Genomic DNA, 25,670 nt, shown 5'->3' with positions numbered 1-25,670 from the left:
TTTCGTATGATTTATGTCATTTGGCAAAAAACTGGATCTCCCTAATTTTAGTTCAAATCCTAATTTTTTATAGCGATGTCCATAGAATAAACTAACCATTTTAATCCGAAAACCCATGATGAAAGACATTAATGAAGCCCAATGTATAGAGGTGTTACAGAACCATTGTATGGGGTACTTGGCCTATATGGATCACGATACACCCTATGTGCTGCCAATCACCTATTATTACAATCCTGAGGAAAAATGTATCATAAGTATTTCTGGAGAGGGACACAAGATGCGCTGTATTCGTGAGCATCCTTCGGTTGCGTTGAATGTGAGCAATAAATCATCACTAAAAGACTGGCAATCTGTTATGGTACATGGGGAGGTGGAAGAAATTAAAGGGAGTAATTCCAAGTATCAATTACACCAGTTTTTACAGGGGGTAAAAAGGATATCGGGCAATAAGGAGAATGTAAACCTGCAATTTATCAGTGATTTTTCAAGTAAGAATACCGAGGGGGGGACCTCGGTGGTCTATCGTATTAAAATAAAGGAGATTACTGGGAAACAAAGGAAACCCAAATAAAAAAATGAGGAAACTATGATGGGTAAGGACCCATATAAAAATAGTTCAACTTCATCGATTATCTTGCTTTAGCACCAATTTTATAAATTTTAGATCATGGAATATTACTTTAGTAAAACACTCTCCAATATAAGTTTTGATCAAGCTGTGGAGAAAACCAAGGAGGCATTAATGGAGGAAGGCTTTGGCGTCCTCTCTGAAATTGATTTAAAAGCCACTTTAAAGAAAAAAATAGAGGTAGATTTTTATAACTATAAAATTCTGGGGGCCTGTAATGCGCCCTTTGCGTACAAGGCCCTACAGGCTGAAGATAAAATAGGGACCATGCTTCCCTGTAATGTGATTGTCCAAGAAAGGAATGCCGGATTTATAGAAGTTTCTGCTGTAAATCCTACGGCTTCCATGCAGGCGGTAATTAACTTGGATCTGGTGGAAATTGCCGATGAAGTTTCGGAAAAATTGAAACGGGTCATCAAGAATATTAAGCCATAACTTTTTAGGTAATGTTGAGGGCTATCTCTACCATATTTGCAAAGGTGGATTGGCGTTCCTCAGCAGTAGATTTTTCTCCCGTGATTAACGAGTCGGAGATGGTAAGTATGGCCAAAGCATTCACGCCATGCTTTGCAGCAATGGTGTATAGCCCTGCCGCCTCCATTTCTACACAAAGAACCCCATGTTTTTCCCACGGTTTGTACTCCTCTATATCGTCACTATAAAAAATATCGGAGGTAAGTATGTTTCCCACTTGTATGGGGAATTTTAATTCGCTGGCGTATTGGGTCGCTTTTAGCAGCAATTCAAAATTGGCTGTGGGCGCATAATGGGCATTTGCAAAAACTTTATTGTTAATACCCGAATTTGTGGATGCCGCCATGGCTAGGACGATATCTCCCAATTGTAGGTTTTTCTGTATTGCTCCGGCAGTGCCAACCCTAATTAAATTTTTGGCACCGTAGTTGTGAATTAATTCGTGGTAATAGATCATCGCAGAAGGAACTCCCATACCACTGCCCTGTACCGAAACCCGTTTCCCTTGGTAGGTGCCCGTATATCCCCACATTCCCCTCACCTTATTGTAACAAAAAGGATTTTTTAAAAAGGTTTGGGCAATCCATTCGGCACGCAACGGATCTCCTGGTAATAGTACGGTGTCTGCTATATCCCCTTGGTTCGCCTCTATGTGTAAACTCATGGTTTTTTATTTATTAGTGCCTTCATCATCTCAATGCCAGAGGAGGTCCCAATTCTGCTAGCACCCAATGCTATATATTGTAGGGCAGTGTCAGCGTCTTTAATGCCTCCAGAAGCTTTTATTTGCACATTGTTCCCAACTACTTGCTTCATTAGTCTCACATCTTTGAAGGTTGCTCCTGCAGTACCAAAACCAGTGGAGGTCTTTACAAAGTTGGCTTTGGCTTCCATGGCCAACTTGCACGCAATTTCCTTTTCCTCGTCCGTTAAGTAACAGGTTTCCAATATCACCTTGAGAACCTTAGTCCCTATCTCGGATTTTACTTGGGAAATGTCGTTCATCACCGCCTGGTGTTTTCCAGATTTTAACCACCCAATATTGATTACCATATCTATCTCATCGGCACCTTGGTCCATATAATCCCTTGCTTCCATAACCTTGGCTTTAGTGGTCATGGCGCCTAAGGGAAATCCCAATACGGTGGCTATTTTAATAGAAGAATTCTTTAACCTAGCCTTTACCAAAGGTAGGTGGGACCCGTTTACGCAAACAGCAATAAATTGATATTTCAATGCTTCCTCGCATAACCTAAGAATGTCTGCTTCGGTAGCAGTTGCCTTTAAAAGGCTATGGTCAATATAGTTTTGTAGCTGCATATAGGTTGGTTGTTGTGATGGCTTATTGGGGGCCAAAAGAAGTGCGCCCAGATATTTTTTAGATAAATAAGACTAGCCATGTATTTAAATTTTAGGACTGATCAATATCATATTTTTTCAGGTTCGGATACGCTATTTTGATGGGATGCTGCGGAGGTTGTAATCCCCACCCCAACTACCGTAATCTAACAACCTTGGAGGTGACTTAGGATAAGATTTAGGCAACACCCCGTGGTATCGATTTTAAAGATAGGGAGTTTAAGCAATAATAAACAATAAGGATGAAGATAATTCTTTTACCCACCGATTTTTCAGATAGTGCCTGGAATGCAATGTTTACGGCACTAAAGCTATATGCCGATATGGTTTCCCATTTTATTGTACTAAACGCCTACGAGCCAAATATCGCCAATGTGTTAGGGGCAAAGGACGAACAGCGATTGGGGGTGATTTATGACTCCATGGCAATTCAATCGCACAAAGAATTGGATAAAATTCTAGACTATTTACGGCAAAATCACAAGAACCAAAATCACACTTTCGAAAAACTTTCCATTTCTGATAATCTGTTGATTGCCATAAAGAATACCATGATAACCCACCATATAGATTGTATAGTGATGGGTACTACAGGAGCTACAGGAGCCAAGGAGGTTTTTATGGGGAGTAATACGGTAAGGGTCTTAAAAACCATTAGGAGTAGGCCAATTATAGTGGTGCCTAAAGAGGTTAATTTTCAAAGCCTGAAGCGACTCGTTCTCCCCACTAATTTTCTCAAGTACTTTGAGTCTTCAGAATTGAATCCAATGTTAGAGTTGGTGAGATTATGGAGGGCGGAAACATATATTTTTCAGGTAGGTACAGAATTTAAACTCAACGACTTTCAGGAGTCTAATAAGCTACGGTTGGAAGAATATTTTAAGGATATTGTCCATGGTTTTCATAAGGTTCAATTTGAAGAGGGAGTAGCCAAAGCTATTACCGATTTTGCTACGGAAAGCAATGCCGATATGATTGCTTTAATCCAATACGACCATAGTTTTTTTGAGAAGCTCACGAGGGAGGCAGTAGTTAAAAAGATGGCGTTTCACACCTCCTTGCCGCTAATGGTGTTAACCAAGAGATAGGGTAGCAAATAGGAATGCATTGGTGTAAAACTTTACGGGAAACTACCTTTAAAGTAAAATTCCCTTAAGCCAAGCCACCCGTATCCGTCCCGCCTGGGTGTAGGGGTGTGCGGTTAGGGAAGGCATAGGATTGAATAGGAAGTCCTAGTTGCATTAATTTTTCCTCTACCATCATCAGATCCATATTGCCATTATAGGTGATTAGTAATAGCCCACTTCTAAGATCTAGATCTAAGATTTGGATATCAAAGAGAGGTCTAAGGATATCTCTAATTAGATTGCCTTCTGTTGTTGATAAAGGACTTTTAAGTTGTGCCATCGCTTTCATAGGATAAATCTAACCAATTTAGTGCAGCTAATGCCGGGTTCTCTTACTAATAAAAAATGTCTTCTTTATGTCAAAAGAATTCTGGGGCTACCCATCAATGACCAAAATCATTGTTTTTCGATATTAAATCCGCTATATTTAAGATATAAAAAATATTATTATGATAGATACTATATTTTATGCTACTGATAGGTCCGAGCGTGAGGTTCCGGTCCTAAAATACGTCTATGACCTTAGTGTAGAGTTGGGGGCCAAGTTGGTGGTCTTATACGTGCATAGAATGAAACCCTTACGGGTAGGTGTAAGCCGACCAATACAGCAAATTGTGTATCATTTGATTGAGGAGCAGAAAGAAATCCTTGAAGCGTATTGCAAACAACATTTGGGGGCCAATTTTATTACAAAGAATATAAGTTTGGAGGTGGTAGAAGGAGATTCCATATCCCATACCATTTTGGAGACTTCCAAGGAGCATAAGGCAGACTTACTAGTAATTGGAAGAAAGGAAAAGCATTCAGATCGCGGTTTATTTGTTGGAGATATTGGCAAGGCACTTCAAGACCGGGTAACCTGTCCCCTTTTAATTGTACCCAATACCAAGGATAAGGCTACGGTAAAAACAATTTTATATGCTACGGCTTTTGAGGAAGCAGATATTTTAGCGCTCAAAGATTTGGCTCAAATGGCACAGTTGCTCAAAGCGAGAATAGAAATCATACATATTTCCACGGAAAAGGAATATGCAGGAGAGCAGCAATTGGAGTGGTTTAAGGAAATGTTGGAGCAACAGGTAGATTATGAAAATATTGGATTACAACTAATCTTCTCCGAAGACATAGAGGATAAGCTTAAGAAAGTAGCAAAGGAAATTAATGCCGACATACTGGTGTTGTTAGAACGAAAGGAAACCGGTTTTTTCCAGCGAATTTTCCATAAAAGTCTGGTGAAAAAAATGGAATCGCACATCACCATTCCCCTGATGAGTTATAATGAGGTAAATCTATTTGCCCAACAGCAGCATACTGCCAGTAAGGTGTAACAAATACTTCCCAGTTGGAGAGGGGAGCCTCTTGTCTCCCCGGTAAATAAAATGAAACAAAAAAGCGGTGCCAGTGCTTAGCAAGGGCCCCGCTTTTTAGGTAGCGGGTCATTTTCTTTTCGATTAGTGAGTACGTTCAGTAAGCAGGAAATGCGTACCTGCTATGAAGAGAGCAAAAGCTTCAACTTATTTAATAAAATCACTTCAGACTTATTCTTATGCGCAAAGGAAGCAGCTATATCATCTGCTGTTTTCCATATCCGATTTTTTATTTCAGGACTAAATAAGGGGGGATTCTTCAAGTAAAAAGCCTCAAATTCATCAAAACAATCCTTCGCTTTTTTTTCTTGTTGTTGTAGTAGTTCAAATTTTTCTTGGATAAGCTTACTAGCTGCATTTCCATCGTCCAAGGAAACCCAATAATTACGAATACTGTTTTGGAGCGATGCCACTTCCTGTGGCACTATATTTTTATCGGCCTTGGCAAGGGCATAAAATAATTTCCCCAAATTTTCATAGAATTCCTTTGGTTGTTCTGTGGGTAACATAGTGCTGTTTTAGATTAAATTCGTGTAATGCCTAGTGAGTGATTGTTGACTGAATTCGGCTTCCCTTAAAAATACAAAAATGATTTTTGATGGTCTGTGTCATTTTAGTTTGGGAGCCATCAATTAGGTTGCTATATTTAGTGTTTTGGGAAACATGGGAGTGAAGTGGGCGTAAAAGCTTCACAGGAAAGAGATTGCTTATCATGGTCTAAGACTGATCTTACAACATAAATTAATGTAATTTTATACAATGCGCGTATTTGAGAAGAATAAGGATATTTTTCAACTGCTTTCCGAAGCGGTATCCGAGGGGATTTTGGTGGTGAACCAAGAACGTATAATTGTAGCCACCAATCACCGAACCAACGAAATGTTTGGCTATAAGGAGAATGAGATAAGGGATCAGAATTTAAACATGTTGATTCCGGACAACCTTCATAAAGCGCATGATACCTATGTGGACGAGTTTAGTAAAACCCGCGATCAAAGGAGAATGGCCCATGGTAGAACACTTTACGGGAAGCGTAAGGATGGATTGCAATTTCCTATTGAGGTGGGGCTAAATCCGTTTAACTTATCTGGGGAGTCCTATGTAATGGCCCTTATTATTGATGTTACCGAAAAAAAGGAGCAGGAAAAAAAGATAAAGGACCTAAATGACCAATTAAAGCAGAAGATAAAGACGCGTACCAATGAATTGGAAGAAACCGTAGCCAAACTCACTCAAGAAATAAAGCTGCGGGAAGCTGCGGAATCTAAAATTAAAAGTGCCCTCCAAAAGGAACGAGAGCTTAATGACCTAAAATCCGAATTCTTGTCCCTAGTCTCCCATGAGTTTAAAACACCCTTGAGCGGCATACTCACCTCGGCCACATTAGTGGGGAAATACACCAAGGAAGATCAGCAAGATAAAAGGGAAAAACACCTCCGCACTATTATTGGAGGAGTCCATCATCTTACCGGGATATTAAATGACTTTCTATCATTAGAACGATTGGAAAAGGGGAAAGAAGTGTATAAATTCACAGAGTTTTCCCTAAGTAAAGTCATAAATGAAGTGGTATATAATGCCAATATGCTCTTAAAGGACGGACAGAATATAAAATACCCTGAAAATATTGATGAAATAGAAATCTATCAGGAAGAGCGTATTATTACTTTGGTGCTTACCAATTTACTGCACAATGCCATTAAATATTCCTCGGAGGATACAGAAATAGCTATAAAGGTGGATTTACAACCCACAAAAATTATTTTTCATATTATTGACCAGGGAATAGGGATTCCTGAAAAGGCTTTGAAGTATATTTTTACCAGATACTTTAGAGCCGAAAATGCACTGCTTATACAAGGTTCGGGAATTGGCCTGAATATAGTAAAGAAGCATGTGGAGAATATAGGGGGAGACATTTATTTTAAAAGTAAGTTGGGGGAAGGATCGGAGTTCTCGGTTGAATTTCCTCTTAAGAATTCCTTAAATTAAAAGATAAATATTAAATTTACTGTTAATGAAACGTGTGTTGCTTATAGAGGACGATCCGGTATTGCGGGAAAATACCGCCGAACTTTTGGAATTGTCCGAATTCCAGGTAGTTACAGCTTCCAATGGAAACAAGGGGGTGCAACTTGCAAAAGAGCACTTGCCAGATATTATCATTTGCGATATTATGATGCCGGAGCTGGATGGCTATGGAGCCTTGCAGGCCTTGTCTCAAGAAGAGCAAACTAAACAAATCCCCTTTATTTTTCTATCTGCAAAGACAGAACGGAAAGACATACGCAAGGGTATGGATCTGGGGGCCGATGATTATATTACGAAGCCCTTTACCGAGGCAGAGCTGGTAGGAGCTATTAACAGCCGACTGGCTAGGATGAATATTTTAGCCGAGCATAGGGATACGGTTAATCCCAGATCCTCCAATATTGGCTTAGGAATGCAAACCATGGAACATCTCAAAAACCATCTGGTAGAAGAAGGGCGACCCTTCCAATTTTCCGTGGGAGAAGAGGTGTATACCGAGGGTAGCAACTCCAATTTTATTTATTTGGTAAATAAGGGGGTAGTGAAGACCCATAAATTGGATGAGTGGGGCAAGGAGTTGATTACGGGAATTTATAAGGCGGAGGATTTCTTTGGTTTTAGCTGTTTTACTAAAAATCTCCCTTACCAAGAAGCTGCAACAGCTATGGAAGAAGTGGACTTGATAGGGTTGCCGCAGGACGAATTTGTGAAATTGCTCCAAGAAAACCCTCAATTAGCCATGGAGCTTATGACCTTGCTATCGGAGAATCTAACGGACGCCAAAGAGCAATTGCTAGAGATGGCATATGGGTCGGTTAGAAGGAAAACAGCAACCACCATATTAAAATTTGCAGAGAAACTAGAAAAAGATTCACAGGGCAGATTGCATATTCTTCGAAGCGACCTAGCCAGTGTCGCTGGAATGGCAACAGAGACCCTGATAAGGACCTTGTCTAGCTTAAAAAAAGAGGGATTGATCCGCATAGAGGATCGTAAAATTCAGATTTTAGACAAAGAAGGTCTTGCAAAGGTTACCTAGCCTTATTATTCAAGTGGGTACTAAACGCATTTGAATTTTGAGGGTAAAATTATTTTTAACGCTAAAGGCCTGCTCTATTTGGAATAAAGCTACTACATGACCTTTGTCATTTAGGTTTAGGGTTTCGCGACTTACTTTTATCGAGTATAAGCAAACCCAATTAGCAATGAAGAACATTTTAGTACCTACGGATTTTTCCGAAAACAGCTTTAATGCCTTAAAATATAGTGTGCAACTGTTTAAGAAACACAGGTGTACGTTTTATTTACTGCATGTTAATCCTGTTCCCATCTATTCTAATATGGGGACTGCCATTAAGCCTTCGGAATTCCGTCCACAAAATGGTGCTCTAGAGGAAAGTCGCATAAAATTAAAGGATTGGGTGGGAAGGATTCAAGAAATCCTTCCCAATACCAAACATACCTTCCTGTCGCATACGGTACACGATTATTTTGTGGATGCCATAAAACGCGAGGTATACAACAGGGGAATAGACCTTATCGTAATGGGATGCAAGGGAGCTAGCGAAGTAAAACACGCGGCGCTTGGAACCAATACGGGGAACGTAATCACTAAGGTGAAATGTGCCCTGCTGGCAGTTCCGGAAGAAGCGATATATCAAAAGCCAATGAGGATAGCTTTCCCAACCGATTACCATTTAGGCTACGATATAAACGTATTGGAAAATCTTTTGGGCATTGTGCAATTGAACCAGTCTGCCCTGCACATAGTACATTATTCTAGAAGAAAAGAAGATTTAAGTCAGGATCAGTTGACCAATAAGGAGTTTTTAGACGATTATTTTAAGGATGTAGAACATAGCTTTTTCTCCCTTGGTGGTTCTAATTTGGATGGGGCAGTAGACTCCTTTTCAGAGGAAAGAAGCATTGATATGATTGCCATGGTAGCCAAAAATTTAAATTTCTTTCAAAAGATATTATTTAAGCCGGCATTGGATGAGATAAGCTATCATACCAAAATTCCCTTCTTTATTCTGCACGAGAAGTCTTCTTCCAATTCATTTTGGTCGGAGGTAAACAAACTTTCTAAATATAAAAACTGAAGGGGATACATAGGTTTTTGTAAACGAAAGTAGGTTCTCACCTATAGTTTGATGACGGTCTTAAAAGGTGTATGGTTTTATTAAAGGATAATTTATAGTCTTATGAGAAAAGTATTGGTACCCACAGATTTTTCGGAGAATGCCTTTAATGCATTAAAGTATGCCTGTCAGGTGTTTAAATATGAAAAGTGTGAGTTTTTTATTCTTCATGCCTTTGCAGATGAGGTGTATCGGAAAGCAGTGACAATGGATGCTGAAAGCGTGGAGGATTTAAAAAAAGAAACCCTGCAGAAAACTAAAAAGTCATTAGCGAAAGTAGTGAAGCAGTTAGCAGATTTTTCTCCTAACCCCAAACACAAGGTAAAGTCGTTAGCAGTTTTTGGTGACTTGGTAGACGAGGTAAACGAGCTGGTTAATGAGGAGAACATGGATATTGTAGTAATGGGCACCCGGGGCGATACCAATGACAGGAACCTTAGCTTTGGTAGCAACACCCTGCACCTTTTAAAATATGTACATTGCCCCGTACTGGCCATCCCGGAAGGGTATGAGTTTCATCCTCCAAAAGAAATTCTCTTTCCCACAAATTATATGGTTCCCAATAAAAGAAGGGAGCTGAAATTGCTTTGTGAAATGACGGGGTCTTTCCGCTCTACGGTGCACCTGTTGTATATAGATCCTATTACCAATCTATCTTGGAGGCAGGAGGACAATAAGGAGTTTCTGAAGAACTGTTTGAAAAAGCCTAAACTTAATTTTGAGACCACTTTAGAGAAAGATAAAACGGTAGCAATAACCAAACACATAGAACATCACGCCATCAATATGTTGGTCTTGGTCAATTCTAGACACTCCTATATGGAAGACATGTTGTACCAGTCTACCATCGATAAATTGGGGTTGCATCTTAAAATCCCCTTTATGGTACTTCAAAATGTATCCAGATAAGGTCTCTTTGTTAGGTAGCAAGGTAATGGCCTTAATATACTTTAAATGAAGCCATGGAAAAAGTCAGTATAGATATTGTTAAATCTTCGGGAGAGAAGGTGCACTTCTCTACGGACAAGCTGCGCAGTTCCTTGGTGCAAAGTGGAGCGGATGACCAGTTGGTAGAACAGATTGTGGGGCAAGTGAAAGAGGAGCTTTATGACGGAATAACATCCAGGGAGATTTACAACCGTGCCTTTGCCCTTCTAAAGAATAAGAAATCTATTTATGCCGCCAAGTACAAAGTAAAAAGGGCAATCTTCGAATTGGGGCCTACCGGATTCCCTTTCGAGAAATTTGTTGCTGCCATTTTAGATTACTCTGGCTTTAAAACTACCGTAGGTAAAATTATGCGTGGAGTATGTGTTACCCACGAAATTGATGTTTTTGCCGAGAAAAATGATAATATCTACCTGTTGGAATGTAAATTTCATGGAGAAGAAGATCGCAATTGCAATGTGAAAGTACCGCTGTATATCAACGCTCGATTTCAAGATGTGAAACAGCAGTTGATAAAAGATGGGGAAATGGATAAAGAAAGGGTAATTGGCGGAGTGGTGACCAATACCCGTTTTACGGATGATGCCTTAAAATATGGTATCTGTATGGGATTACATCTTTTTAGTTGGGATTATCCAGAAGATGACGGACTTAAGGACCGCATTTATCGGTTGGGCCTATATCCCATCACCGTATCCCAATTACTTACCAAAAGGGAAAAACAGTTTTTGTTGAGTCGGGATGTGGTGCTGTGTAGACAGCTAATAGAAGACCAGTTTTTCTTGGATCATTTGGGGGTTTCAGCAACGAGGAAACAAAAGATCCTCAAGGAAATAAACCAGTTATGTGGGCATGGGAAAAGGTAAACTTTCTTTCAGGCAGACCTTGTAGTAGAGTAGTTTGTTTGCAGTAGGCTTCCAATTTGGTATGGGGCAAATCTAACTTAAATCAATATCGATGAACAAGATCAAGATTCATTTTTTGGGAGCTGCGGGTACTGTTACAGGATCTAAATTCTATTTAGAAACTCCAGAACAAAACATTTTAGTGGATTGCGGAATGTTCCAAGGTCTAAAAGAATTAAGGGAGATTAATTGGCAGCCTCTTCCAATAGACGTTTCTAAAGTAGACTGTGTGCTACTAACTCATGGGCACCTGGATCATACCGGTTATTTGCCGCGTCTGGTGAAAGAAGGCTTCCATGGGGAAATAATAGGAACATCACCCACCTTAGCTATAACCGCTATAATATTACGGGATAGCGCTAAAATACATATGGAAGAAGCAGAAAGGGCCAATGAAGAGGCGTATAGTAAGCACCGTCCTGCAATTCCTTATTATACCCTGGAGGAGGCAGAAAAAACCCTTGGAATGTTTAAACACGCAGAAAAGGACGAGTGGCTATTCCTATCGGAGAACATCAGGTTTAGATTTAGATATAACGGTCATATCATTGGAGCCACTTTTATTGAATTGGAACTCTTTGGTAAGCTATTTGTATTTTCTGGGGATGTAGGCCGTAGAGAGGACCCCTTGCTTTATTCTCCAGACCGACCAGAATGGGCAGATTATCTGTTTCTGGAAAGTACCTATGGGAATAAACTACACCCAGAAGAGAAGGTTGGGGATATTCTTTCAAGTTTAATAGCTAAAACCATTAACGAAGGGGGAAATTTGATTATTCCATCTTTTGCTGTAGAGCGACTCCAGACCTTAATGTACCTGCTATGGACGTTGTATAAGGAAAATAAGATTCCCAACATCCCTATTTTTATCGATAGCCCTATGGGGAACAATGTACTGTCTGTGTTTGAGGCGTATCCACAATGGCATAAGCTTTCCCTAAAGGAATACCGTGCCATGTGTGACCATTTTAATATTATAACGTCCTATGGTGATACTTGGAAGACCATAGACAATCCTAGACCCAAGGTGGTGATTGCAGGAAGTGGAATGGTAACCGGAGGTAGGGTACTAACCTATCTTAAGCAGTTGGTAGATAGGGATGCTACAACCGTTTTATTGGTAGGGTATCAAGCGGAGGGAACTAGAGGCCGACAATTATTGGAAGGGGCCCATGAAATAAAACTGTTTGGAAAATATATTCCGGTTAAGGCAGAAATTCACCATCTAGAAAGTCTGTCGGCCCATGCAGACCAAGGAGAGTTATTGCACTGGCTGAAAGAAGTAAAGAATATTCCTGAAAACACCTTTTTAATTCACGGGGAGCCCAGTGCCTTGGATGCCTTTAGGGTTAAAATAAAAGATAGTCTTGGTTGGAAGGTGCAGGTGCCCCATCTTCAGGAAGTGCTGGAACTGACCATCTAATAGTATAAAAGGAAATTACTAGAATACCGTGAGATCTTCCTTTATTGGGGAGACAAAATAGAGGAGTACATCATATAAATGTATATTCATTAACATATTTAGAAAGTGAAAAAGCTATTGGTATTTGCATTTATTATAGGAGTGTTGGGCTGTTCTTCCGTGGAAATGGTAGAGAATTACAAGAATCCAGACATCGTTTTATTTGATGCGTATAAGGTGCTTATTGTGGGGATGACCGATAATGCCGAGGTTAGGAAGGATTTTGAAACTCGATTTAAAAAAGAGTTCGATAAAAGAGGTATAGAGGCCATGAGGAGTATCGACCTGTTTGATGTAGCCTTTACCAATACCAAAAAAACGGAGGAGGAATTGGATCAATTGGAAGAACAGTTATTGGATAAAGGGTTCGATGCCATTATGTTTAGTAAGGTTTCCGGATCGGAAAACAAACAGACCTTTCGCAAGACCATGTCCGAACTTCAAAGTTTTTATGGGGGCTTTAAGGATGACTATTTGGGTAGCCAGGGAGTTTTTTACGATCGGGATTATTACGACCAATTTAAGGTATATCATGCAGAAACGTCCTTGTACTGTATCTGTGTAGATAAGGAAAGGGCATTGATATGGAGAGGGGCTATAGATATCACGGACCCCAAGAAAATAGACAAGACCTTGGAAGATTATATTAAATTGGTGGTACGGGCAATGGAAGAACAAGATCTTATTTTTCGAAATAAATAAGACTTAGGAGAAAATAGTTAGGGGTGTTGGTCCAAGGTAAAACTGGCACAACACCCCTAAATATTAATGGCTTGTTTGGTATACAGGTTAAACGCGCTCTGTTATCTTAGGGCGAAGCTCTAATCCTTACTGCTTGGGAATACGCTTCTCTGCCATTAACTTATCAATGGCTTGCTGTAATTTTTCAGGATCGTTTGCCACCTTGTCTAAATTAACAATCTCTACTTTTCTAAAATCAACTGGGTGACTCTCACTTTGTAGGGAAATGGTTCCGCCGGTTAATAGTTCCCCCTGCTTATTTCCGTCTACCGGATCTAGTTGGGGCTTGTTATAACGCATCACCTCTTCACCATTGGCATAGTGTACCACTAAAGAGTCCCTTAGGACCAACACTTCTACACGTACCCATTGGTCTCCGTGGAAGGTCTTGGAATTGGAGTTGGTGCAGTGCCTTGAAATAATCTCACCATCTTTTTCGTATTGAGTTCCTGGAGTACAAAGGTTGGCGTTAGAACGCTCATCCTTTCCGTTGCCCCCCAATAGTTGAACCTCTATGGAATTAGGGAAATCCTGGTCTAAGGTCATATCCGCTGGATCCTGACCGTGAATCATGATACCACTATTCCTATAAGCCCAACCTGGTCCGCCCGTTACTTGATCTCCCACAAAACGGTATTCTACCCCAATGAGGTAAGAAGAATAGGGCTTTTCGTAAAACAGATGTCCAAATTGCTCATCAAAGCTATCATACCCATCATATCGCACTTGTATCTGACCGTCATTTACCCTAAAAGTATTGGCGTAGTTTTCATTCAGTTGATGGTGCCTAATCTTAATATTCCAATTACTTAGGTCTTTCCCGTTAAACATTTGCTCCCACTTTAGATCTGGGGTTGTGCTGCAGCTATACAGAATAAACGAAAGCACCAAAAGGGATGCTAGTACTGGAACCGAATGGAAAGATTTATTTTTCATGGATAGGGTTTAAAATAAAACGATTTAAAATTAATTAATGAGTTTTTCGGCGGAAATCCGCCAAATGATAAAAGTATCAATTTTATTTGTAAATACCCCGGTAGATAAATCTTGGATTTTAAGATAAATACTACGCTCAATAGGATGCTGAACAATTTACATTGATTTTCAGCATCCTGTCAAGACCTTTCACCGTGCTATCGCATACAAGTTTTTTGTAAACTGGAGACTTATGATCACTCCTTATATTTATCAAACCAGGCTAGGATACTAGCAACTTTTGCGATAAAGTTACTGGGCTTATTGGCTATCCCATGGGAAGCGCCTGGTATTCTAACCATGGCAGTTTCTACATTTTCCAATTTTAAAGCCGCATAAAATTGTTCCGTTTCCGCTATAGGAGTCCTAAAATCCTCCTCCCCCGTGAGAAGCATGGTGGGCGTATTTATATTAGCCACATAGGTTAAAGGGGAGCGTTTTAAATAGCTCTCCGGATCTTCCCATGGCTTTTTATCGAACCAATATTTAGAGAAGTAGGCCACGTTATCGGCATATAATACAAAGCTATACCAGTTTATTACCGGCTTTACTACCACCGCCGCTTTAAATCGGTCTGTTTTACCTACTATCCATGCGGTAAGTACACCCCCGCCACTACCACCGGTGACAAATAAATTATCTTCATCGATAAATCCTTTTGCAATAACCGCATCTACACCAGACATAAGATCGTCATAATCGTTATTTGGATAATCGTGGTGTATCAATTGCCCAAATTCCCGACCGTAACTTGTACTTCCCCTAGGGTTGGCATAGAGCACTACATAGCCTGCTGCAGCGAATGCCTGTATTTCTGCAGAATATACAGAGCCATAACTGGTGTGTGGGCCTCCGTGGATCTCCAGAATCATTGGATATTTTTTGCTGGGATCAAAATTTGGAGGAGTTACAATCCATCCCTGTATTTTTCGATTGTCGAAGGACGATTCCCACCATATCTCCTCTACGTTCCCAAGGTTTCTAAAGGAGAATAAGTCATCATTGAGAGCGGTTAAACGCTTACTGCGCTTTGTGTCTGCCACCCCCAAGTCCGCAGGATGATCGGTTGCTCCAAGGGTATAGGCAAATTTATCGGTTTTAGAGGCACTGAAACTAGCGGCATTATAGGGCCTGCCTAAAGAAAGTCCGCCTAAACTTTCAGTGATTATAGATACCTTGCCAGCTAAAGAGATGTAGGCTAACTTGGTATCCCCCTTGTCGTCGTATTGGAAATAAAGCCCCTTGCCGTCATTTTTCCAATAAATATTTTGAATATCCCTATCAAAATCAGCAGAGATTATTTTAGAATCGCTGCCATCTATATTCATGGTGTAAAGGTTGGTCACTTGATACCCGTAATGCGTATCATCGAATCCTAAATAGGCAATCTTTTTCCCGTCTGGTGATAGTACGGGATTGGTATCAGGACCGTAGCGATTGGTGAGGGCCTTAATAGCCCCATCTTCTAAGGCTATCTGGTAGATCTCCCCATCTAGAGGCTCCATTTCTTCTGGTTTGTGGAAATTGGCACTAAAATATAATAAGGCATTGTCCTTAGACCAAATAGGGGCGCCATGATCAAAATCCGTGAAGGTTAGTTGCCTTGCGGTGCCTCCGTCTATGGGGATGGTGAATAATTGTACGTTCCCGCTTTTTAAGTATCCCTGTCCATCACCACGGTACTTTGTATCGTCAATATATATTGGGGGCGCATTCCATTTGGCTCCCTCGGGTTTATGGGGCATTTTTATGATGGATTCGCGCTTCTTGGGTACAAACATGTTAAAAGCTAGGTGCTTATCGTCGTAAGACCATGCTACATCCCTGGGGACTTCGGTGCTATTGGTTATGGCAACATACTCCCTGGTATCCAACCACATCATATAGAGCTTCGTTTTGTCATCTGCCCTATTCGATTTAAAAATTATTTTTTTACCATCATGGGACCAGCGGGGATACGTGTCGTTGTGGTTTCCCGTTGTAAGAGGTCTATTGTTAGAGCCATCAAAATTTATCATCCAAAGATTAGAGAGATTTTTATCGGTCATTATATCCTTGAAGTTTCGTACGTAGATAACCTTGGTTCCATCTGGAGAAATTTGTGGATCCGATACAAACTCCATATTAAATATGTCCGTGAGTTCTAAATTGGATTGTATTTGTGCGTAACTAGAGGTAGTTATCGCTAACAAAAATGTAATGGTAACAAAGAGGTGTTTCATTATTAAACGATTTGAACTTATTGATTAATATTTTTCTGCGGAAACCCGCCAAATGATAAAAGTATCATTTTTATTCTTCATTACCCTAAAAGATAAATCCCGATCTGGTGTTAGGGGCTTTTACAAACGGATCGGATTTTACTAGATGTTGTTTTCCTTATTATTTTGGATACATCCAAGATGTGATTACTGGGAGATACTATGAGATTAATAATCACTTTTCTCAAGGGGTGCTGTCACAAGTCTACTGAGATAGCTGAGATTATATCTAAACCCCTTATAATTGCATATAGTGTAGAAAGTTAGGGTATTAGGGGTAATAATATTGGCCTAAGTGGACTACCTTGAGGTCAAATTTGAAATCATGGACAAAAGAATTCGAAAAATTGCCCGAACCGGTTATGTCTCCAAGGGGGTGGTCTATGCATTGACAGGAATTTTAACGCTGGGGGCCGCCATCGGTCTTGGTAGTTCTTCCGAAGGGAAATTGGGCATCTTAAAGTTTTTGGAAGAGCAGCCCTTTGGGAAAATACTTTTGGGGCTGTTGGGCCTTGGATTGTTGTGTTACGCCTTTTGGCGCTTCTTCCAAAGCATTAAAGATCCAGAAGACATGGGTAACAGCGCGAAAGGAATTGGGAAACGCATCGGGTTTTTAATTAGCGGATTGGTGTATTTAGGACTAGGAGTCTATGCGTTCTATGAAATATTTAAAGAAACTAACCAGGGGACAAATGGAAAAGTAAATATGCTCCCTTCGGAATCCCTTCCGTACCTCTTTTATGCAATTGCTGCCGGAATTGCCATCAAAGCCATTTTTCAGTTTGTACAAGCATTTAAAGGCGATTTCTTATCGAAATTTCATTTGAATACCTTATCCAACAGGAAGACCGTTAAAAGCATCAAATGGCTGGGCTATGCTGGCTTAATTTCCAGGGGAATCGTAGAGGGCATCGTCGCTTACTTCTTCTTTAAGGCAGCAGATACGGCTAGTCAAGAGTCAATAAAAGGCACTTCAGAGGCGTTTTCCTTCTTGCGTCAAAATTCTGAAGGTCCTTGGCTGGTGGGTTTGGTAGCTTTTGGACTCATCTGCTATGGTGTTTATATGTTCCTTATGGCCAAATATCGGGGATTTAAGGATTAATACCGTGGTCTAGATCAAAACAGGAATAATTCTATGGTCGGGATGGTTTAGTAGGCAATTTTGGACGCTGAATAAAAACGGTAGAAAGATACCGGCATAGCTATGCAAAAAAATAAGGGTTCCCATAGAACTATTAAAGTCCTAAAGGAACCCTTAATTAGAAGGGCTTAAACTTATTTGGAATTGTCCATTGGTTTAAACTCTTGATTGCTGAAAGGTGAGAATTCTGGAACCTTAACAACATTATACCCCATGTCTACGGCTAGATGGCATTGGTTACAGCTTATTGTAAGCTGTTTGTAGCTCCTATTAAATAAATCGATATCCTTCTTTTCAATGGCTTTTTCAATACTATCCAAGGCCGGTTCTAACATGCCAATCATCTTAGTTTCCTCTCGGTCAGCTTGAAAGTTGAGAATGCCTTCAATAGCCTCCTCTATTTCGTGCACTTCAAAATCGGCAAGTTGCCAGTTGTGATTTTGTGCTGCAAACCATAGTTTGGCGTGATGTGTTTGTATGCTCCCCATAAAATCCCCAAATCCGGGTTTATAGGTGTTTGCAAGTTTTACTTCTAAACTGTCTATGTGGTTTTGTAAAGTTGTAATTTGGTCTTTCTGCTGATTACATGCAAAAAGTCCAAAGCTTAATAGTATGATTACTAGCTTTTTCATTTTTCCATATGTTAGATGATTCCTTAGCTAAATAGCTTTGCGTAGTGAAGATCGTTTCTTCCTTTTTTTACGTGTTTTGCGAAGATAGCAAATGATTATCGATTTCGTAAAAGTTGGGCTCCCCCATAGACCTGGGCATTTCAATGCAAGGTTATACCATAGGAAGGATTAGCTCTAGGAGGTAGGGCGTAATTAGGGCCGTTAACAAGCCATTAATGCACATGGCTAGTCCGCCATAGGCACCTGCCAACTTACCTTCGTCTAAGGCTCTGGCAGTGCCAATGCCGTGAGCAGCAGTTCCTAGGGCCGCCCCAATGGCATTTTTGTTCCTTATCCCTAAAATACGCAAAATACCAGGGCCAAAAGCATTGCCAAAGATTCCTACCGCAATTACAATCCCAGCAGCAATATAAGGCAATCCGCCAATAATTTTAGCAATTTCCAAGGCTATTGGAGTGGTGACAGACTTGGGTGCCAAGGATCGTATAATGGGTTCGGAAGCGCCAAGTAGCATAGCTAAAAGGCATACGGATAGTACGCTGATGGTGCCTCCAATGACCACCGAAGCTACAAAGGGCAGTAGGTTTAACTTTATCTGTTCGTATTTCTCGTAAAATAATACCCCCAAGGCCACCACGGTAGGCCCTAATAAAAATCCTAAATATTGGCCGCCCACATTGTACGCTTCAAAATCTATATTAAATAGGAGCAAAAAGCCAATGATGGATACAACGGAAAGCAACACTGGATTGAAAAGTACAAACTTCCATTTACGAGCAATTATTTGGGATAATTGAAATACCAATAAGGTTATAAAAATTCCAAATAAGGGTTGTTGATAGATTTCACTCATCTTTTCCAAATTTTTGTAAGACGATACCAGTTACATACAAGGTGAGGATAGTACTTAATACCGTGCTCACTACTATGGCGACCCAATGCATTTTTAGCATGTCGTAAAAAGTCATTAAGCCTACTCCGTAGGGTATAAAAAATAAAACCATGTATTTTATAAACTGATCCGAGGCAGGCTTCACATCCTTTAATTTAATCACTTTTGTCTTTAAGGCTATAAAAATGGCAACCATGCCAACAATGTTGCCAGCAATGGGAAGATTACATAGGGAAACTATGACTTCTCCAATTAGTAGGAATAAAAATATATATAGGACTCCTTTAAGCATTTTAATTAATTCTGATTTGGAATTGCACTCCTATTCCGGGAATATTAGAGCGAGTTATACGTAATTTAACAGGTTTATGCGATGGTTGTGAGGTGTATTTCCTTTTAACCTGAATCTTCCTGCTGCGTCCTTCTGTTTCGTACTGTGTTTTAGTTGATGTTGTGCGAACTGCAATTTTACGGGATGTACCCCTATTATCAAAAGAAACCAAAAAAAGCTTTCAAAAAAAAGTTGAAAATAACATAATTGCGTGCAAGCTAAGTCATTCAAGAACTTCTTGATAGCACCCTATGTTGGCATGGATTTTTCAGTGGAATAAAACTCTTATCATTCAGTTTTTTTTCATGCACGCTTATATGGATTCTTCACGGATAGCCATAGACTTGCCGGTATATGGGTCTTATTGGCTTTAATTACTGCTTACATAGTCATACAAGGTTTTCGATATTCTGGCTAATTGTTCGGTCCCCTTATCAAAATCTTTTAAATTCTTAGAAAGTAGTACTAATACATAGGCGTTGCCATCTGGCAAATACACAATTCCCGCATCGTGGTGAACCCCCGTTATAGATCCAGTTTTGTGCGCTACTTTCACCGCTTCGGGTAAATAAAAAGGAATTAGACTCTTATGCTGTTGATCTTTTAAGATGGTGATCATCGCCTCACAATCTTTAGGGGTTCCTGCAGAATTATTTGCGATAGATTTCATTATAACCATTAAATCCTTGGCGGTAGTAGAATTACTTAAGCCTTTTTCATACGCTTTTAGATCTTCAACGCCCCTCAAAACTTCTATGTTTTCTGCGCCTAAGTCTCGCATGCTAGCGGTTACCATTTTGGCATCTACAAGTTCAATTAATACATTGGTGGCCAAATTGCTACTTATCGTAATCATGCTATGCATTAAATCTTTGAGCGCTACTTTACTGCCAATTTGATTGTAGATAATATCGTCGCTATCATCGTTTATGTCCATACGGTACAAGCTGTCATCTACAATGCTTTTAAATTCATTTTTCAAAACAATAGAATCTTGAAGATTTATTTTCCCTTGGCTAGCCTGCTTAAATAATTCGATCATCACAGGCACTTTCATGGTGCTGGCTGCATGAAACTTCTCGTCAACATTTATTAATAAACTGTCTTTGGGTTTAGATAAGCTATAAAATGCAACAGCAACGGTACCGTCTATTGAATCTATTTGGGTATGGATCTTTTTTGCTAAATCTTCTTTTTTAGAAGTTTTTACCTGACAGGAGTTTGTTAATAGGGAGACGGAAATTAAGCTGATGGCTAAAATAGGTTTCAATGATTTCATGGTTATTGATTAGTTTTTTTTATACCGATAAAGGATTGATGAAAATAAACTTTTAAGCTGGACTTTGAGCTAAGTAATATAGGAAGAAATAGGTTTTGGGTTATTTATCAAAAAACAGGATGGTTAATTATTGAAACACCTGGATTATAACGGTCAGGTTATATTTTTAAGAATATTAGGCGCGAACGGGTTGCCTCACTACCGGCATAGGCCGGAAAGGGTTAGCTGGTATTTATTGCCGATTTGTGACTTTAATTTTTTGTAAATTAAAAGCAACTACAAAAAGTTTAAATTAGGGATGGATTTTAATCCAAGCGCCTAACCTTAATGAATTAAACGTATCAATACCCACCGCAAATGAAAATCGCCCTACTTTCCGATATCCACGACAACATCTGGAACCTGCAAAAAGCCTTATCCATGCCAGAGCTACTTGCTACTGAAGCGATGCTGTTTTGTGGTGACCTCTGTTCGCCTTTTATAATACATTTATTAGGGCGTTCGTATTCCGACCCAGTTCACATGGTCTTTGGTAATAACGACGGGGATGTTGCTGCTATCCTACGTAACGCTAAGAAATACCCCAATATTCACATCCATGGAGAATATTTTAAAAGTCTTTTAGGTGGAATCTCCCTGGCTATGAATCACTATCCCGATAAAGCTAGGACAATCGCCGAGAATGGAGGATATGACGTTGTCTGCTATGGGCATAATCATATGGTAGTAAACGATGAAATGATAAACGACACCCTACTGATTAATCCGGGGGCCATTATGGGCTATCATGGGGGTGATCTAAGGGAGATTCCTGCAACCTTTATGGTATTGGATACCGTTTCCCTAAAAGCTGAAATTCATCATGTTTAAATTGAAGATTACATGACACTAGGATGTCATAGTTCTTATAGACGATCGTTTCTCCAGTCTTTGACTTGTAGGATTCCGGTCTGTCTGCAGTGGAAGGATTGATCTAGCCAAGTAATTCATGTTTATGAACGAGAATTCTTGAATAAACACAACAATTACTCAGGATTCATTTCCTCTTTCAAGTATACCCTATAGGGTATAATAAAAGGGTTGAGGTTAGGTTTTATACCTGATAGGGTATAAAATCTATTGCCTTGTATATACCTATGTGGGTGATCGTATCTAATGCCTACGGTATTGGAAATAGGCAATGATAAGAATTGAGAATAGGGGACTTACATAATAACGGGTAATAATCTACGAGATACTTGTTTCTTTGAGCGTTTTAAGGACCTGGTGCACCCGCTTATAAAACTTACAGATAATGTGGTCTTTGGTGTTCAATTTAAAGTTTTGCCTATATTTATAAAAACACAAAAATTTTTCTGTTTCGTCACCGTAGCCTATTTAACGGCGACCTAGCCTTGGTTGTGAACGAATTCTTGAACCATGAGAAAAACCACTGAATATATAAAAAGAGATCCTGACTCAAATGATGATGATTATCTTCAAAGACTACTGATGAATTTAAGGAAGGCTTATGCAAACCAAGAAAGTTTAACATTTCGTATAGTAGAAGGTAGGGCTAAAGGATTTACAGTAAAGGTGGGAGGATTATTTGCTTTTGTTTCTTACCAACATTTTAGCTGGACATATCCTACAATAGATTTTTGGCACAATGTTTCCAATCATCTAGTTGGAAAATATTTTAGGGGTAAAATCTACAAGTTGGAAGAAAACCCTATTTTAATACAAATGGATGCCACGCAACACAGTTTTGAATATCCGAATTTTATGGAACAAGCTAGGTGTCGCGGTGTTATTTTACAAAAAGCAAAATATGGCATTTTTGTAGACATAGGGGTACACTTTAAGTGGAAGTTTGGTTCAATTTTAGGCTTAATTCACAAATCGACCCTAGTTGAAGAATCAGATTATGACCATTGGAAGGTAGGAAAAGTTATTATCGTTCGTTTTCAAGGATTCAACAAAGATGGACACCCTCTACTTAGGGATAATCGTGATCGTGGAAAATGGTTCAATGGGGAAATGGATCAGCTTATAGGAACTAAACAAAAAGTAAATGTAGTCGTAAATAAACAAGGGCAACCCGAATTTTATGTATTAGGAAAGCATGAAGCTCTAATTCCAGTAACAAAGGAGTTTTATCCTGACTCTATATCACGCAAAAACATAAAATGGTTTATTTATAATTTGAAAGATGGTGAAATATTAACATGCGAAATAGTTAGAATAAATAAAAGAAAAGATAGTTTCGTCATAAAATTATTACTTCAACCTACAGACAATTAGCATTTAAAGATGTCCTCTAAAGTCCTGTCGTTGTCCTAGAATGCGAATGATGAAGATGCCATTTTTAGTCGGCTCATAAAATATTGTATGCGCTTTGAAGGTATATTTTTTTAGTAAAGGTGCATATTCAGCAGCGCTATGCCGTATTTCTGGACTGTCAGCAAGCGTCTGGAAAAGGTGTGCTAACTCGGAAACATAAGCATATGTCTGCGATTCACTCCAAGTCTCTAGAGTACAATCTACGATATCGTCTTTATCCATGTCGGCTTTCGATTATAAATTGTATCTATTCATCCATGGGTGTTTGACCGCTATTTTTCTTGCGAGATTTGGCCGCCTCAACAATTTCTTCAACAGACCTAATTTTAGAGCTCACACCGCTATCATAGCCTTCTTGTATTGCTGCTTTGGTCATTAAAATTTCCCTATTGCGTTCTTCATCCAACCGTATTAGATGTCGCATATATTCGCTGTCATTAGCGAAACCACCATGTTCAATTTGCAACTTTATCCATTTTTCTTGAGAAGTGGTAATAGTCAATGATTTTCTAATTGTTGCCATAGTTTTAAGCTTTATTTACATACAATATACGCGAAAGAACATATTATTGACCTACGAATTAATAAATGCCACGTGAGGAATAGGGAGGAAGAGGCGGAAGGTAGTTCTGATCTACCCTGGTATTTTCAATTTTTCTATGCCAAACCACTGTGACCATCGGGTCAACCATACGATACTATTCTTTATCCTTTCCACACTTTCCAAATCCGCCAGGGTAATGCCAGATACAAATAGCCATACACATACACTAACTAAGGGTGAAGATTAATTGTTATGTTTAGGTGAAATATTAATGTTGATTTGAGCAGGACTTATTTTTTTGATATTAGTTAAACTTTACCTTTCCCCTCAACCAAATTCCCTTTCATTTTACTCAAGAATTATTATTTGTTTTTTAAAGAATTTCGTGAATCTCCGATTTCTTTGCTTGTCTAGGTCCGAGGGATAAAGGTACAGTGTACCTTTGGATGGAGGAGCCAGCTGTAGCCAAGGGCTAAGGTGCTATAATGCTACATGCTGAAGTTACGATTTTCAATAACCCAGTGGGAAACTCATACCGATACTTTTTAAGAAGCCAGCCGCAGCGAAGAACAACGCACCAACTGGCCCCTCTCTACAAATGTAAATCCTTGCAATTTCTTATGGGTCCTAGATTAGATCTAAAAACCGGTTTAAAAACTCCGCGCTTTTTTAAAAAAAATAAAAAGCTGAATCTCGGAGCTTTCCCAGCTCTCCAACTGGCCCCTCGCTATAAATGCAAATCGTTGCATTTACTTCTCGGTCCTCTGCGGATAAGGAAGGGTTCAAAAGTGGCGTCTACCAATAGTTTTCGGCCTACTTTCTCCTTTGGTAGCAAATCAGATCAAAGGTTGCAAAGGTTTTTTTGGGGTCACTACGCACGGGTGAGAGGTAGCAATACGGGTTAAAGGGTGTTTACAAAAGTTTACATTTGATTTCTGAAGTTTTCTGAAGGATGTTAAGTTTTGAAAACAGAATAACAGCGGGGTAACAGTGAGGAACGCCACCAACCGCATTAATTTGCTGAATTAATAATAATAACCATAAATAAAATAGAATGTACGACTTTGAGAAATTGAAAGCGGAAATACAGCATCTTCCATTAAGAGAGCAACAGATAAAATTAATAGGGGCAAAAGCAAACTACCTACAGACCGTAATGCCAAGTCTTAATGATGAGATTGAAATTTCCTTTGCAGAAAAATGCAGTTTGGAAATAGAGAAAATAAAGGAGTTAAGGAAATTAGGTGTTTTTTGAACTGCTTTCTGAATTGACTTTATTTTCAAGTTCCTGTTGCGATGACTCAGTTTTATCTAATTTTTTTATTATAGGATTATCCTTTATTTTTTCAAGTCTAGTAATTACCATGTCGAGTAATTGAAGGGTGGTTAGGTTTTCTGATTTATTCGTAATATCTGTATTGCATGTATTTTTCAAATATGCCCTCAATATGTCTAAGGTAGATTTATGAGGTCTTATCGACTTCCCATTTAATATTTTATTTATACCTACTTCTGTTAATGAAGTATTTTTCGCTATTTCATAAGCGGTTAATTTTCGTTCTTTAATCTCTTCAATTATATCTTTTAGTTCCATGGTATTATTTTTAAAGTTGGTTAAGTGAATTTACTAATTTTAAGGAAATGAGATTATTAAAGGTAGTTTTTTGATTCAAGAAGTTTTAAAAGAGTTTTGTAAATTCAGATAAGTCCAATGAGAACTTTAAGGGTTTTAACCATATTGGCCTTGTTTGTCTCCTGCCAAAAAGAAGGAGATAACTGTAAATGCATAGAGCGTGTGACCGATCACGGAAGGTATCAAGCGCAAGCCTGTAACCCGGAATCGGAAAACGGCATTAGAACTATGGAAAGGTCGCAGAGATACTGGGAGCAGTACCAAAGAGATTACCCCTGTAATTGAGTAGGTTGTTTTAAGGTTATTTTGAAATGGTTAGCAAATGGTTGGCACGATGGTAAAAAAGAAAACCGCAACACTTTTACTATAAAGTTGTTACGGCATGTCTTCGTACTCGAGGCGGGAATTGCCTATCGGCGAGTCCCATTCAAACGTGTTGATAAGATAAGGCCAGTCCTTACAGGACTGCTATTT

Annotated in this window: 29 protein-coding genes; 16 read left to right on the top strand and 13 right to left on the bottom strand. The window is 39.3% G+C overall.

Annotated features, from left to right (window positions below; genetic code table 11):
- Window positions 1-115: 115 nt before the first annotated feature.
- Together BV214_RS08095 and BV214_RS08090 are read left to right on the top strand one after the other, a co-directional pair.
- Window positions 116-574, top strand: coding sequence for a pyridoxamine 5'-phosphate oxidase family protein (locus tag BV214_RS08095; RefSeq protein ID WP_086477002.1), 459 nt, complete (start codon window positions 116-118; stop codon window positions 572-574).
- Between the two features lie 96 nt (window positions 575-670).
- Window positions 671-1,066: a DUF302 domain-containing protein gene (locus tag BV214_RS08090; RefSeq protein ID WP_086477001.1), complete on the top strand. Its 396-nt coding sequence runs from the start codon at window positions 671-673 to the stop codon at window positions 1,064-1,066.
- A 4-nt stretch (window positions 1,067-1,070) separates the two neighbouring features.
- Here BV214_RS08090 and deoD read toward each other — a convergent pair whose 3' ends face one another.
- Together deoD and deoC are read right to left on the bottom strand one after the other, a co-directional pair.
- The gene (gene deoD, locus BV214_RS08085) at window positions 1,071-1,769 is read right to left on the bottom strand and encodes a purine-nucleoside phosphorylase (protein WP_086477000.1); all 699 of its coding nucleotides are present in this window, start codon (window positions 1,767-1,769) and stop codon (window positions 1,071-1,073) included.
- On the bottom strand, window positions 1,766-2,425 hold the full coding sequence (gene deoC / locus BV214_RS08080; RefSeq protein ID WP_086476999.1) for a deoxyribose-phosphate aldolase: 660 nt from the start codon (window positions 2,423-2,425) through the stop codon (window positions 1,766-1,768). The genes deoD and deoC overlap by 4 nt, the downstream gene beginning before the upstream one ends.
- Window positions 2,426-2,706: 281 nt before the next feature.
- Between deoC and BV214_RS08075 the strand changes: the two genes are divergently transcribed.
- Window positions 2,707-3,552 carry a universal stress protein gene (locus BV214_RS08075; protein ID WP_086476998.1) on the top strand — a complete coding sequence of 282 codons (846 nt, stop codon included), beginning with the start codon at window positions 2,707-2,709 and terminating at the stop codon, window positions 3,550-3,552.
- Window positions 3,553-3,616: 64 nt separating this feature from the next.
- Here BV214_RS08075 and BV214_RS08070 read toward each other — a convergent pair whose 3' ends face one another.
- Window positions 3,617-3,871, bottom strand: a complete 255-nt coding sequence (locus BV214_RS08070) for a hypothetical protein (protein WP_140157740.1) — start codon at window positions 3,869-3,871, stop codon at window positions 3,617-3,619.
- Between the two features lie 169 nt (window positions 3,872-4,040).
- Here BV214_RS08070 and BV214_RS08065 point away from each other — a divergent pair, with 169 nt between their 5' ends.
- On the top strand, window positions 4,041-4,919 hold the full coding sequence (locus BV214_RS08065) for a universal stress protein (RefSeq protein WP_086476996.1): 879 nt from the start codon (window positions 4,041-4,043) through the stop codon (window positions 4,917-4,919).
- Window positions 4,920-5,080: 161 nt separating this feature from the next.
- On the opposite strand, the gene BV214_RS08060 is transcribed toward BV214_RS08065, so the two are convergent.
- Window positions 5,081-5,467 (bottom strand): hypothetical protein, encoded by a 387-nt coding sequence (locus BV214_RS08060; RefSeq protein WP_086476995.1) that lies wholly within the window; start codon window positions 5,465-5,467, stop codon window positions 5,081-5,083.
- 250 nt (window positions 5,468-5,717) lie between these two features.
- On the opposite strand from BV214_RS08060, the gene BV214_RS08055 reads away from it, so the two are divergent.
- From BV214_RS08055 to BV214_RS08025, 7 genes are all read left to right on the top strand, one after another.
- Window positions 5,718-6,950, top strand: a complete 1,233-nt coding sequence (locus tag BV214_RS08055; RefSeq protein WP_086476994.1) for a PAS domain-containing sensor histidine kinase — start codon at window positions 5,718-5,720, stop codon at window positions 6,948-6,950.
- A gap of 25 nt (window positions 6,951-6,975) precedes the next feature.
- A complete protein-coding gene (locus BV214_RS08050; protein WP_086476993.1) occupies window positions 6,976-8,028 on the top strand; it encodes a response regulator in 1,053 nt (350 codons plus the stop codon).
- Window positions 8,029-8,194: 166 nt separating this feature from the next.
- Complete coding sequence (locus tag BV214_RS08045; RefSeq protein ID WP_086476992.1) at window positions 8,195-9,091, top strand: universal stress protein; 897 nt, start codon at window positions 8,195-8,197, stop codon at window positions 9,089-9,091.
- A gap of 102 nt (window positions 9,092-9,193) precedes the next feature.
- Entirely contained in the window at window positions 9,194-10,039 is an 846-nt protein-coding gene (locus BV214_RS08040; protein WP_086476991.1) for a universal stress protein, read from the top strand.
- Window positions 10,040-10,092: 53 nt separating this feature from the next.
- A complete protein-coding gene (locus BV214_RS08035; RefSeq protein WP_086476990.1) occupies window positions 10,093-10,944 on the top strand; it encodes an ATP cone domain-containing protein in 852 nt (283 codons plus the stop codon).
- A 91-nt stretch (window positions 10,945-11,035) separates the two neighbouring features.
- The gene (locus tag BV214_RS08030) at window positions 11,036-12,406 is read left to right on the top strand and encodes an MBL fold metallo-hydrolase RNA specificity domain-containing protein (protein ID WP_086476989.1); all 1,371 of its coding nucleotides are present in this window, start codon (window positions 11,036-11,038) and stop codon (window positions 12,404-12,406) included.
- A 105-nt stretch (window positions 12,407-12,511) separates the two neighbouring features.
- The gene (locus tag BV214_RS08025) at window positions 12,512-13,147 is read left to right on the top strand and encodes a hypothetical protein (protein ID WP_223883396.1); all 636 of its coding nucleotides are present in this window, start codon (window positions 12,512-12,514) and stop codon (window positions 13,145-13,147) included.
- Window positions 13,148-13,273: 126 nt separating this feature from the next.
- Here BV214_RS08025 and BV214_RS08020 read toward each other — a convergent pair whose 3' ends face one another.
- Both BV214_RS08020 and BV214_RS08015 read right to left on the bottom strand, forming a co-directional pair.
- Window positions 13,274-14,122, bottom strand: coding sequence for a 3-keto-disaccharide hydrolase (locus tag BV214_RS08020; protein WP_086476988.1), 849 nt, complete (start codon window positions 14,120-14,122; stop codon window positions 13,274-13,276).
- A 236-nt stretch (window positions 14,123-14,358) separates the two neighbouring features.
- The gene (locus tag BV214_RS08015) at window positions 14,359-16,383 is read right to left on the bottom strand and encodes a S9 family peptidase (RefSeq protein ID WP_086476987.1); all 2,025 of its coding nucleotides are present in this window, start codon (window positions 16,381-16,383) and stop codon (window positions 14,359-14,361) included.
- 364 nt (window positions 16,384-16,747) lie between these two features.
- Between BV214_RS08015 and BV214_RS08010 the strand changes: the two genes are divergently transcribed.
- Window positions 16,748-17,524: a DUF1206 domain-containing protein gene (locus BV214_RS08010; RefSeq protein ID WP_086476986.1), complete on the top strand. Its 777-nt coding sequence runs from the start codon at window positions 16,748-16,750 to the stop codon at window positions 17,522-17,524.
- A 173-nt stretch (window positions 17,525-17,697) separates the two neighbouring features.
- Here BV214_RS08010 and BV214_RS08005 read toward each other — a convergent pair whose 3' ends face one another.
- The 4 genes from BV214_RS08005 to BV214_RS07990 form a co-directional block, all read right to left on the bottom strand.
- Complete coding sequence (locus BV214_RS08005) at window positions 17,698-18,195, bottom strand: hypothetical protein (RefSeq protein ID WP_086476985.1); 498 nt, start codon at window positions 18,193-18,195, stop codon at window positions 17,698-17,700.
- A 151-nt stretch (window positions 18,196-18,346) separates the two neighbouring features.
- Window positions 18,347-19,048: an LrgB family protein gene (locus BV214_RS08000; protein ID WP_086476984.1), complete on the bottom strand. Its 702-nt coding sequence runs from the start codon at window positions 19,046-19,048 to the stop codon at window positions 18,347-18,349.
- Entirely contained in the window at window positions 19,041-19,379 is a 339-nt protein-coding gene (locus tag BV214_RS07995) for a CidA/LrgA family protein (protein WP_086476983.1), read from the bottom strand. The genes BV214_RS08000 and BV214_RS07995 overlap by 8 nt, the downstream gene beginning before the upstream one ends.
- Window positions 19,380-19,788: 409 nt before the next feature.
- Window positions 19,789-20,697 (bottom strand): serine hydrolase, encoded by a 909-nt coding sequence (locus BV214_RS07990; RefSeq protein ID WP_086476982.1) that lies wholly within the window; start codon window positions 20,695-20,697, stop codon window positions 19,789-19,791.
- Between the two features lie 357 nt (window positions 20,698-21,054).
- Between BV214_RS07990 and BV214_RS07985 the strand changes: the two genes are divergently transcribed.
- On the top strand, window positions 21,055-21,567 hold the full coding sequence (locus BV214_RS07985) for a YfcE family phosphodiesterase (RefSeq protein ID WP_086476981.1): 513 nt from the start codon (window positions 21,055-21,057) through the stop codon (window positions 21,565-21,567).
- 549 nt (window positions 21,568-22,116) lie between these two features.
- Window positions 22,117-22,980: a hypothetical protein gene (locus tag BV214_RS07980; protein ID WP_086476980.1), complete on the top strand. Its 864-nt coding sequence runs from the start codon at window positions 22,117-22,119 to the stop codon at window positions 22,978-22,980.
- Window positions 22,981-22,983: 3 nt separating this feature from the next.
- On the opposite strand, the gene BV214_RS07975 is transcribed toward BV214_RS07980, so the two are convergent.
- Window positions 22,984-23,241, bottom strand: coding sequence for a type II toxin-antitoxin system RelE/ParE family toxin (locus BV214_RS07975; RefSeq protein ID WP_086476979.1), 258 nt, complete (start codon window positions 23,239-23,241; stop codon window positions 22,984-22,986).
- A gap of 25 nt (window positions 23,242-23,266) precedes the next feature.
- Complete coding sequence (locus tag BV214_RS07970) at window positions 23,267-23,542, bottom strand: type II toxin-antitoxin system ParD family antitoxin (protein WP_086476978.1); 276 nt, start codon at window positions 23,540-23,542, stop codon at window positions 23,267-23,269.
- A gap of 1,075 nt (window positions 23,543-24,617) precedes the next feature.
- On the opposite strand from BV214_RS07970, the gene BV214_RS07965 reads away from it, so the two are divergent.
- Window positions 24,618-24,818 carry a hypothetical protein gene (locus tag BV214_RS07965; protein WP_086476977.1) on the top strand — a complete coding sequence of 67 codons (201 nt, stop codon included), beginning with the start codon at window positions 24,618-24,620 and terminating at the stop codon, window positions 24,816-24,818.
- Here the strand turns inward: BV214_RS07965 and BV214_RS07960 are convergent.
- A complete protein-coding gene (locus BV214_RS07960) occupies window positions 24,804-25,157 on the bottom strand; it encodes a hypothetical protein (RefSeq protein ID WP_086476976.1) in 354 nt (117 codons plus the stop codon). The genes BV214_RS07965 and BV214_RS07960 overlap by 15 nt on opposite strands.
- A 117-nt stretch (window positions 25,158-25,274) precedes the next feature.
- On the opposite strand from BV214_RS07960, the gene BV214_RS07955 reads away from it, so the two are divergent.
- Window positions 25,275-25,481, top strand: a complete 207-nt coding sequence (locus tag BV214_RS07955; RefSeq protein ID WP_086476975.1) for a hypothetical protein — start codon at window positions 25,275-25,277, stop codon at window positions 25,479-25,481.
- Window positions 25,482-25,670 lie beyond the last annotated feature (189 nt).

Origin of the sequence: Arenibacter amylolyticus (assembly GCF_002150785.1) — a bacterium.
Lineage (GTDB): Bacteria > Bacteroidota > Bacteroidia > Flavobacteriales > Flavobacteriaceae > Arenibacter > Arenibacter amylolyticus.
The sequence above is the reverse complement of the archived record's forward strand: the minus strand, read 5'-3'. Positions and strand labels throughout refer to the sequence as shown.

What these genes read in the sequence shown, in the direction of transcription:
- BV214_RS08095 (WP_086477002.1), top strand. Translation starts at nt 116, where the DNA reads ATGATGAAAGACATTAATGAAGCCCAATGTATAGAGGTGTTACAGAAC.
- BV214_RS08090 (WP_086477001.1), top strand. Translation starts at nt 671, where the DNA reads ATGGAATATTACTTTAGTAAAACACTCTCCAATATAAGTTTTGATCAA.
- deoD (WP_086477000.1), bottom strand. Translation starts at nt 1,769, where the DNA reads ATGAGTTTACACATAGAGGCGAACCAAGGGGATATAGCAGACACCGTA.
- deoC (WP_086476999.1), bottom strand. Translation starts at nt 2,425, where the DNA reads ATGCAGCTACAAAACTATATTGACCATAGCCTTTTAAAGGCAACTGCT.
- BV214_RS08075 (WP_086476998.1), top strand. Translation starts at nt 2,707, where the DNA reads ATGAAGATAATTCTTTTACCCACCGATTTTTCAGATAGTGCCTGGAAT.
- BV214_RS08070 (WP_140157740.1), bottom strand. Translation starts at nt 3,871, where the DNA reads ATGGCACAACTTAAAAGTCCTTTATCAACAACAGAAGGCAATCTAATT.
- BV214_RS08065 (WP_086476996.1), top strand. Translation starts at nt 4,041, where the DNA reads ATGATAGATACTATATTTTATGCTACTGATAGGTCCGAGCGTGAGGTT.
- BV214_RS08060 (WP_086476995.1), bottom strand. Translation starts at nt 5,467, where the DNA reads ATGTTACCCACAGAACAACCAAAGGAATTCTATGAAAATTTGGGGAAA.
- BV214_RS08055 (WP_086476994.1), top strand. Translation starts at nt 5,718, where the DNA reads ATGCGCGTATTTGAGAAGAATAAGGATATTTTTCAACTGCTTTCCGAA.
- BV214_RS08050 (WP_086476993.1), top strand. Translation starts at nt 6,976, where the DNA reads ATGAAACGTGTGTTGCTTATAGAGGACGATCCGGTATTGCGGGAAAAT.
- BV214_RS08045 (WP_086476992.1), top strand. Translation starts at nt 8,195, where the DNA reads ATGAAGAACATTTTAGTACCTACGGATTTTTCCGAAAACAGCTTTAAT.
- BV214_RS08040 (WP_086476991.1), top strand. Translation starts at nt 9,194, where the DNA reads ATGAGAAAAGTATTGGTACCCACAGATTTTTCGGAGAATGCCTTTAAT.
- BV214_RS08035 (WP_086476990.1), top strand. Translation starts at nt 10,093, where the DNA reads ATGGAAAAAGTCAGTATAGATATTGTTAAATCTTCGGGAGAGAAGGTG.
- BV214_RS08030 (WP_086476989.1), top strand. Translation starts at nt 11,036, where the DNA reads ATGAACAAGATCAAGATTCATTTTTTGGGAGCTGCGGGTACTGTTACA.
- BV214_RS08020 (WP_086476988.1), bottom strand. Translation starts at nt 14,122, where the DNA reads ATGAAAAATAAATCTTTCCATTCGGTTCCAGTACTAGCATCCCTTTTG.
- BV214_RS08015 (WP_086476987.1), bottom strand. Translation starts at nt 16,383, where the DNA reads ATGAAACACCTCTTTGTTACCATTACATTTTTGTTAGCGATAACTACC.
- BV214_RS08010 (WP_086476986.1), top strand. Translation starts at nt 16,748, where the DNA reads ATGGACAAAAGAATTCGAAAAATTGCCCGAACCGGTTATGTCTCCAAG.
- BV214_RS08005 (WP_086476985.1), bottom strand. Translation starts at nt 18,195, where the DNA reads ATGAAAAAGCTAGTAATCATACTATTAAGCTTTGGACTTTTTGCATGT.
- BV214_RS08000 (WP_086476984.1), bottom strand. Translation starts at nt 19,048, where the DNA reads ATGAGTGAAATCTATCAACAACCCTTATTTGGAATTTTTATAACCTTA.
- BV214_RS07995 (WP_086476983.1), bottom strand. Translation starts at nt 19,379, where the DNA reads ATGCTTAAAGGAGTCCTATATATATTTTTATTCCTACTAATTGGAGAA.
- BV214_RS07990 (WP_086476982.1), bottom strand. Translation starts at nt 20,697, where the DNA reads ATGAAATCATTGAAACCTATTTTAGCCATCAGCTTAATTTCCGTCTCC.
- BV214_RS07985 (WP_086476981.1), top strand. Translation starts at nt 21,055, where the DNA reads ATGAAAATCGCCCTACTTTCCGATATCCACGACAACATCTGGAACCTG.
- BV214_RS07980 (WP_086476980.1), top strand. Translation starts at nt 22,117, where the DNA reads ATGAGAAAAACCACTGAATATATAAAAAGAGATCCTGACTCAAATGAT.
- BV214_RS07975 (WP_086476979.1), bottom strand. Translation starts at nt 23,241, where the DNA reads ATGGATAAAGACGATATCGTAGATTGTACTCTAGAGACTTGGAGTGAA.
- BV214_RS07970 (WP_086476978.1), bottom strand. Translation starts at nt 23,542, where the DNA reads ATGGCAACAATTAGAAAATCATTGACTATTACCACTTCTCAAGAAAAA.
- BV214_RS07965 (WP_086476977.1), top strand. Translation starts at nt 24,618, where the DNA reads ATGTACGACTTTGAGAAATTGAAAGCGGAAATACAGCATCTTCCATTA.
- BV214_RS07960 (WP_086476976.1), bottom strand. Translation starts at nt 25,157, where the DNA reads ATGGAACTAAAAGATATAATTGAAGAGATTAAAGAACGAAAATTAACC.
- BV214_RS07955 (WP_086476975.1), top strand. Translation starts at nt 25,275, where the DNA reads ATGAGAACTTTAAGGGTTTTAACCATATTGGCCTTGTTTGTCTCCTGC.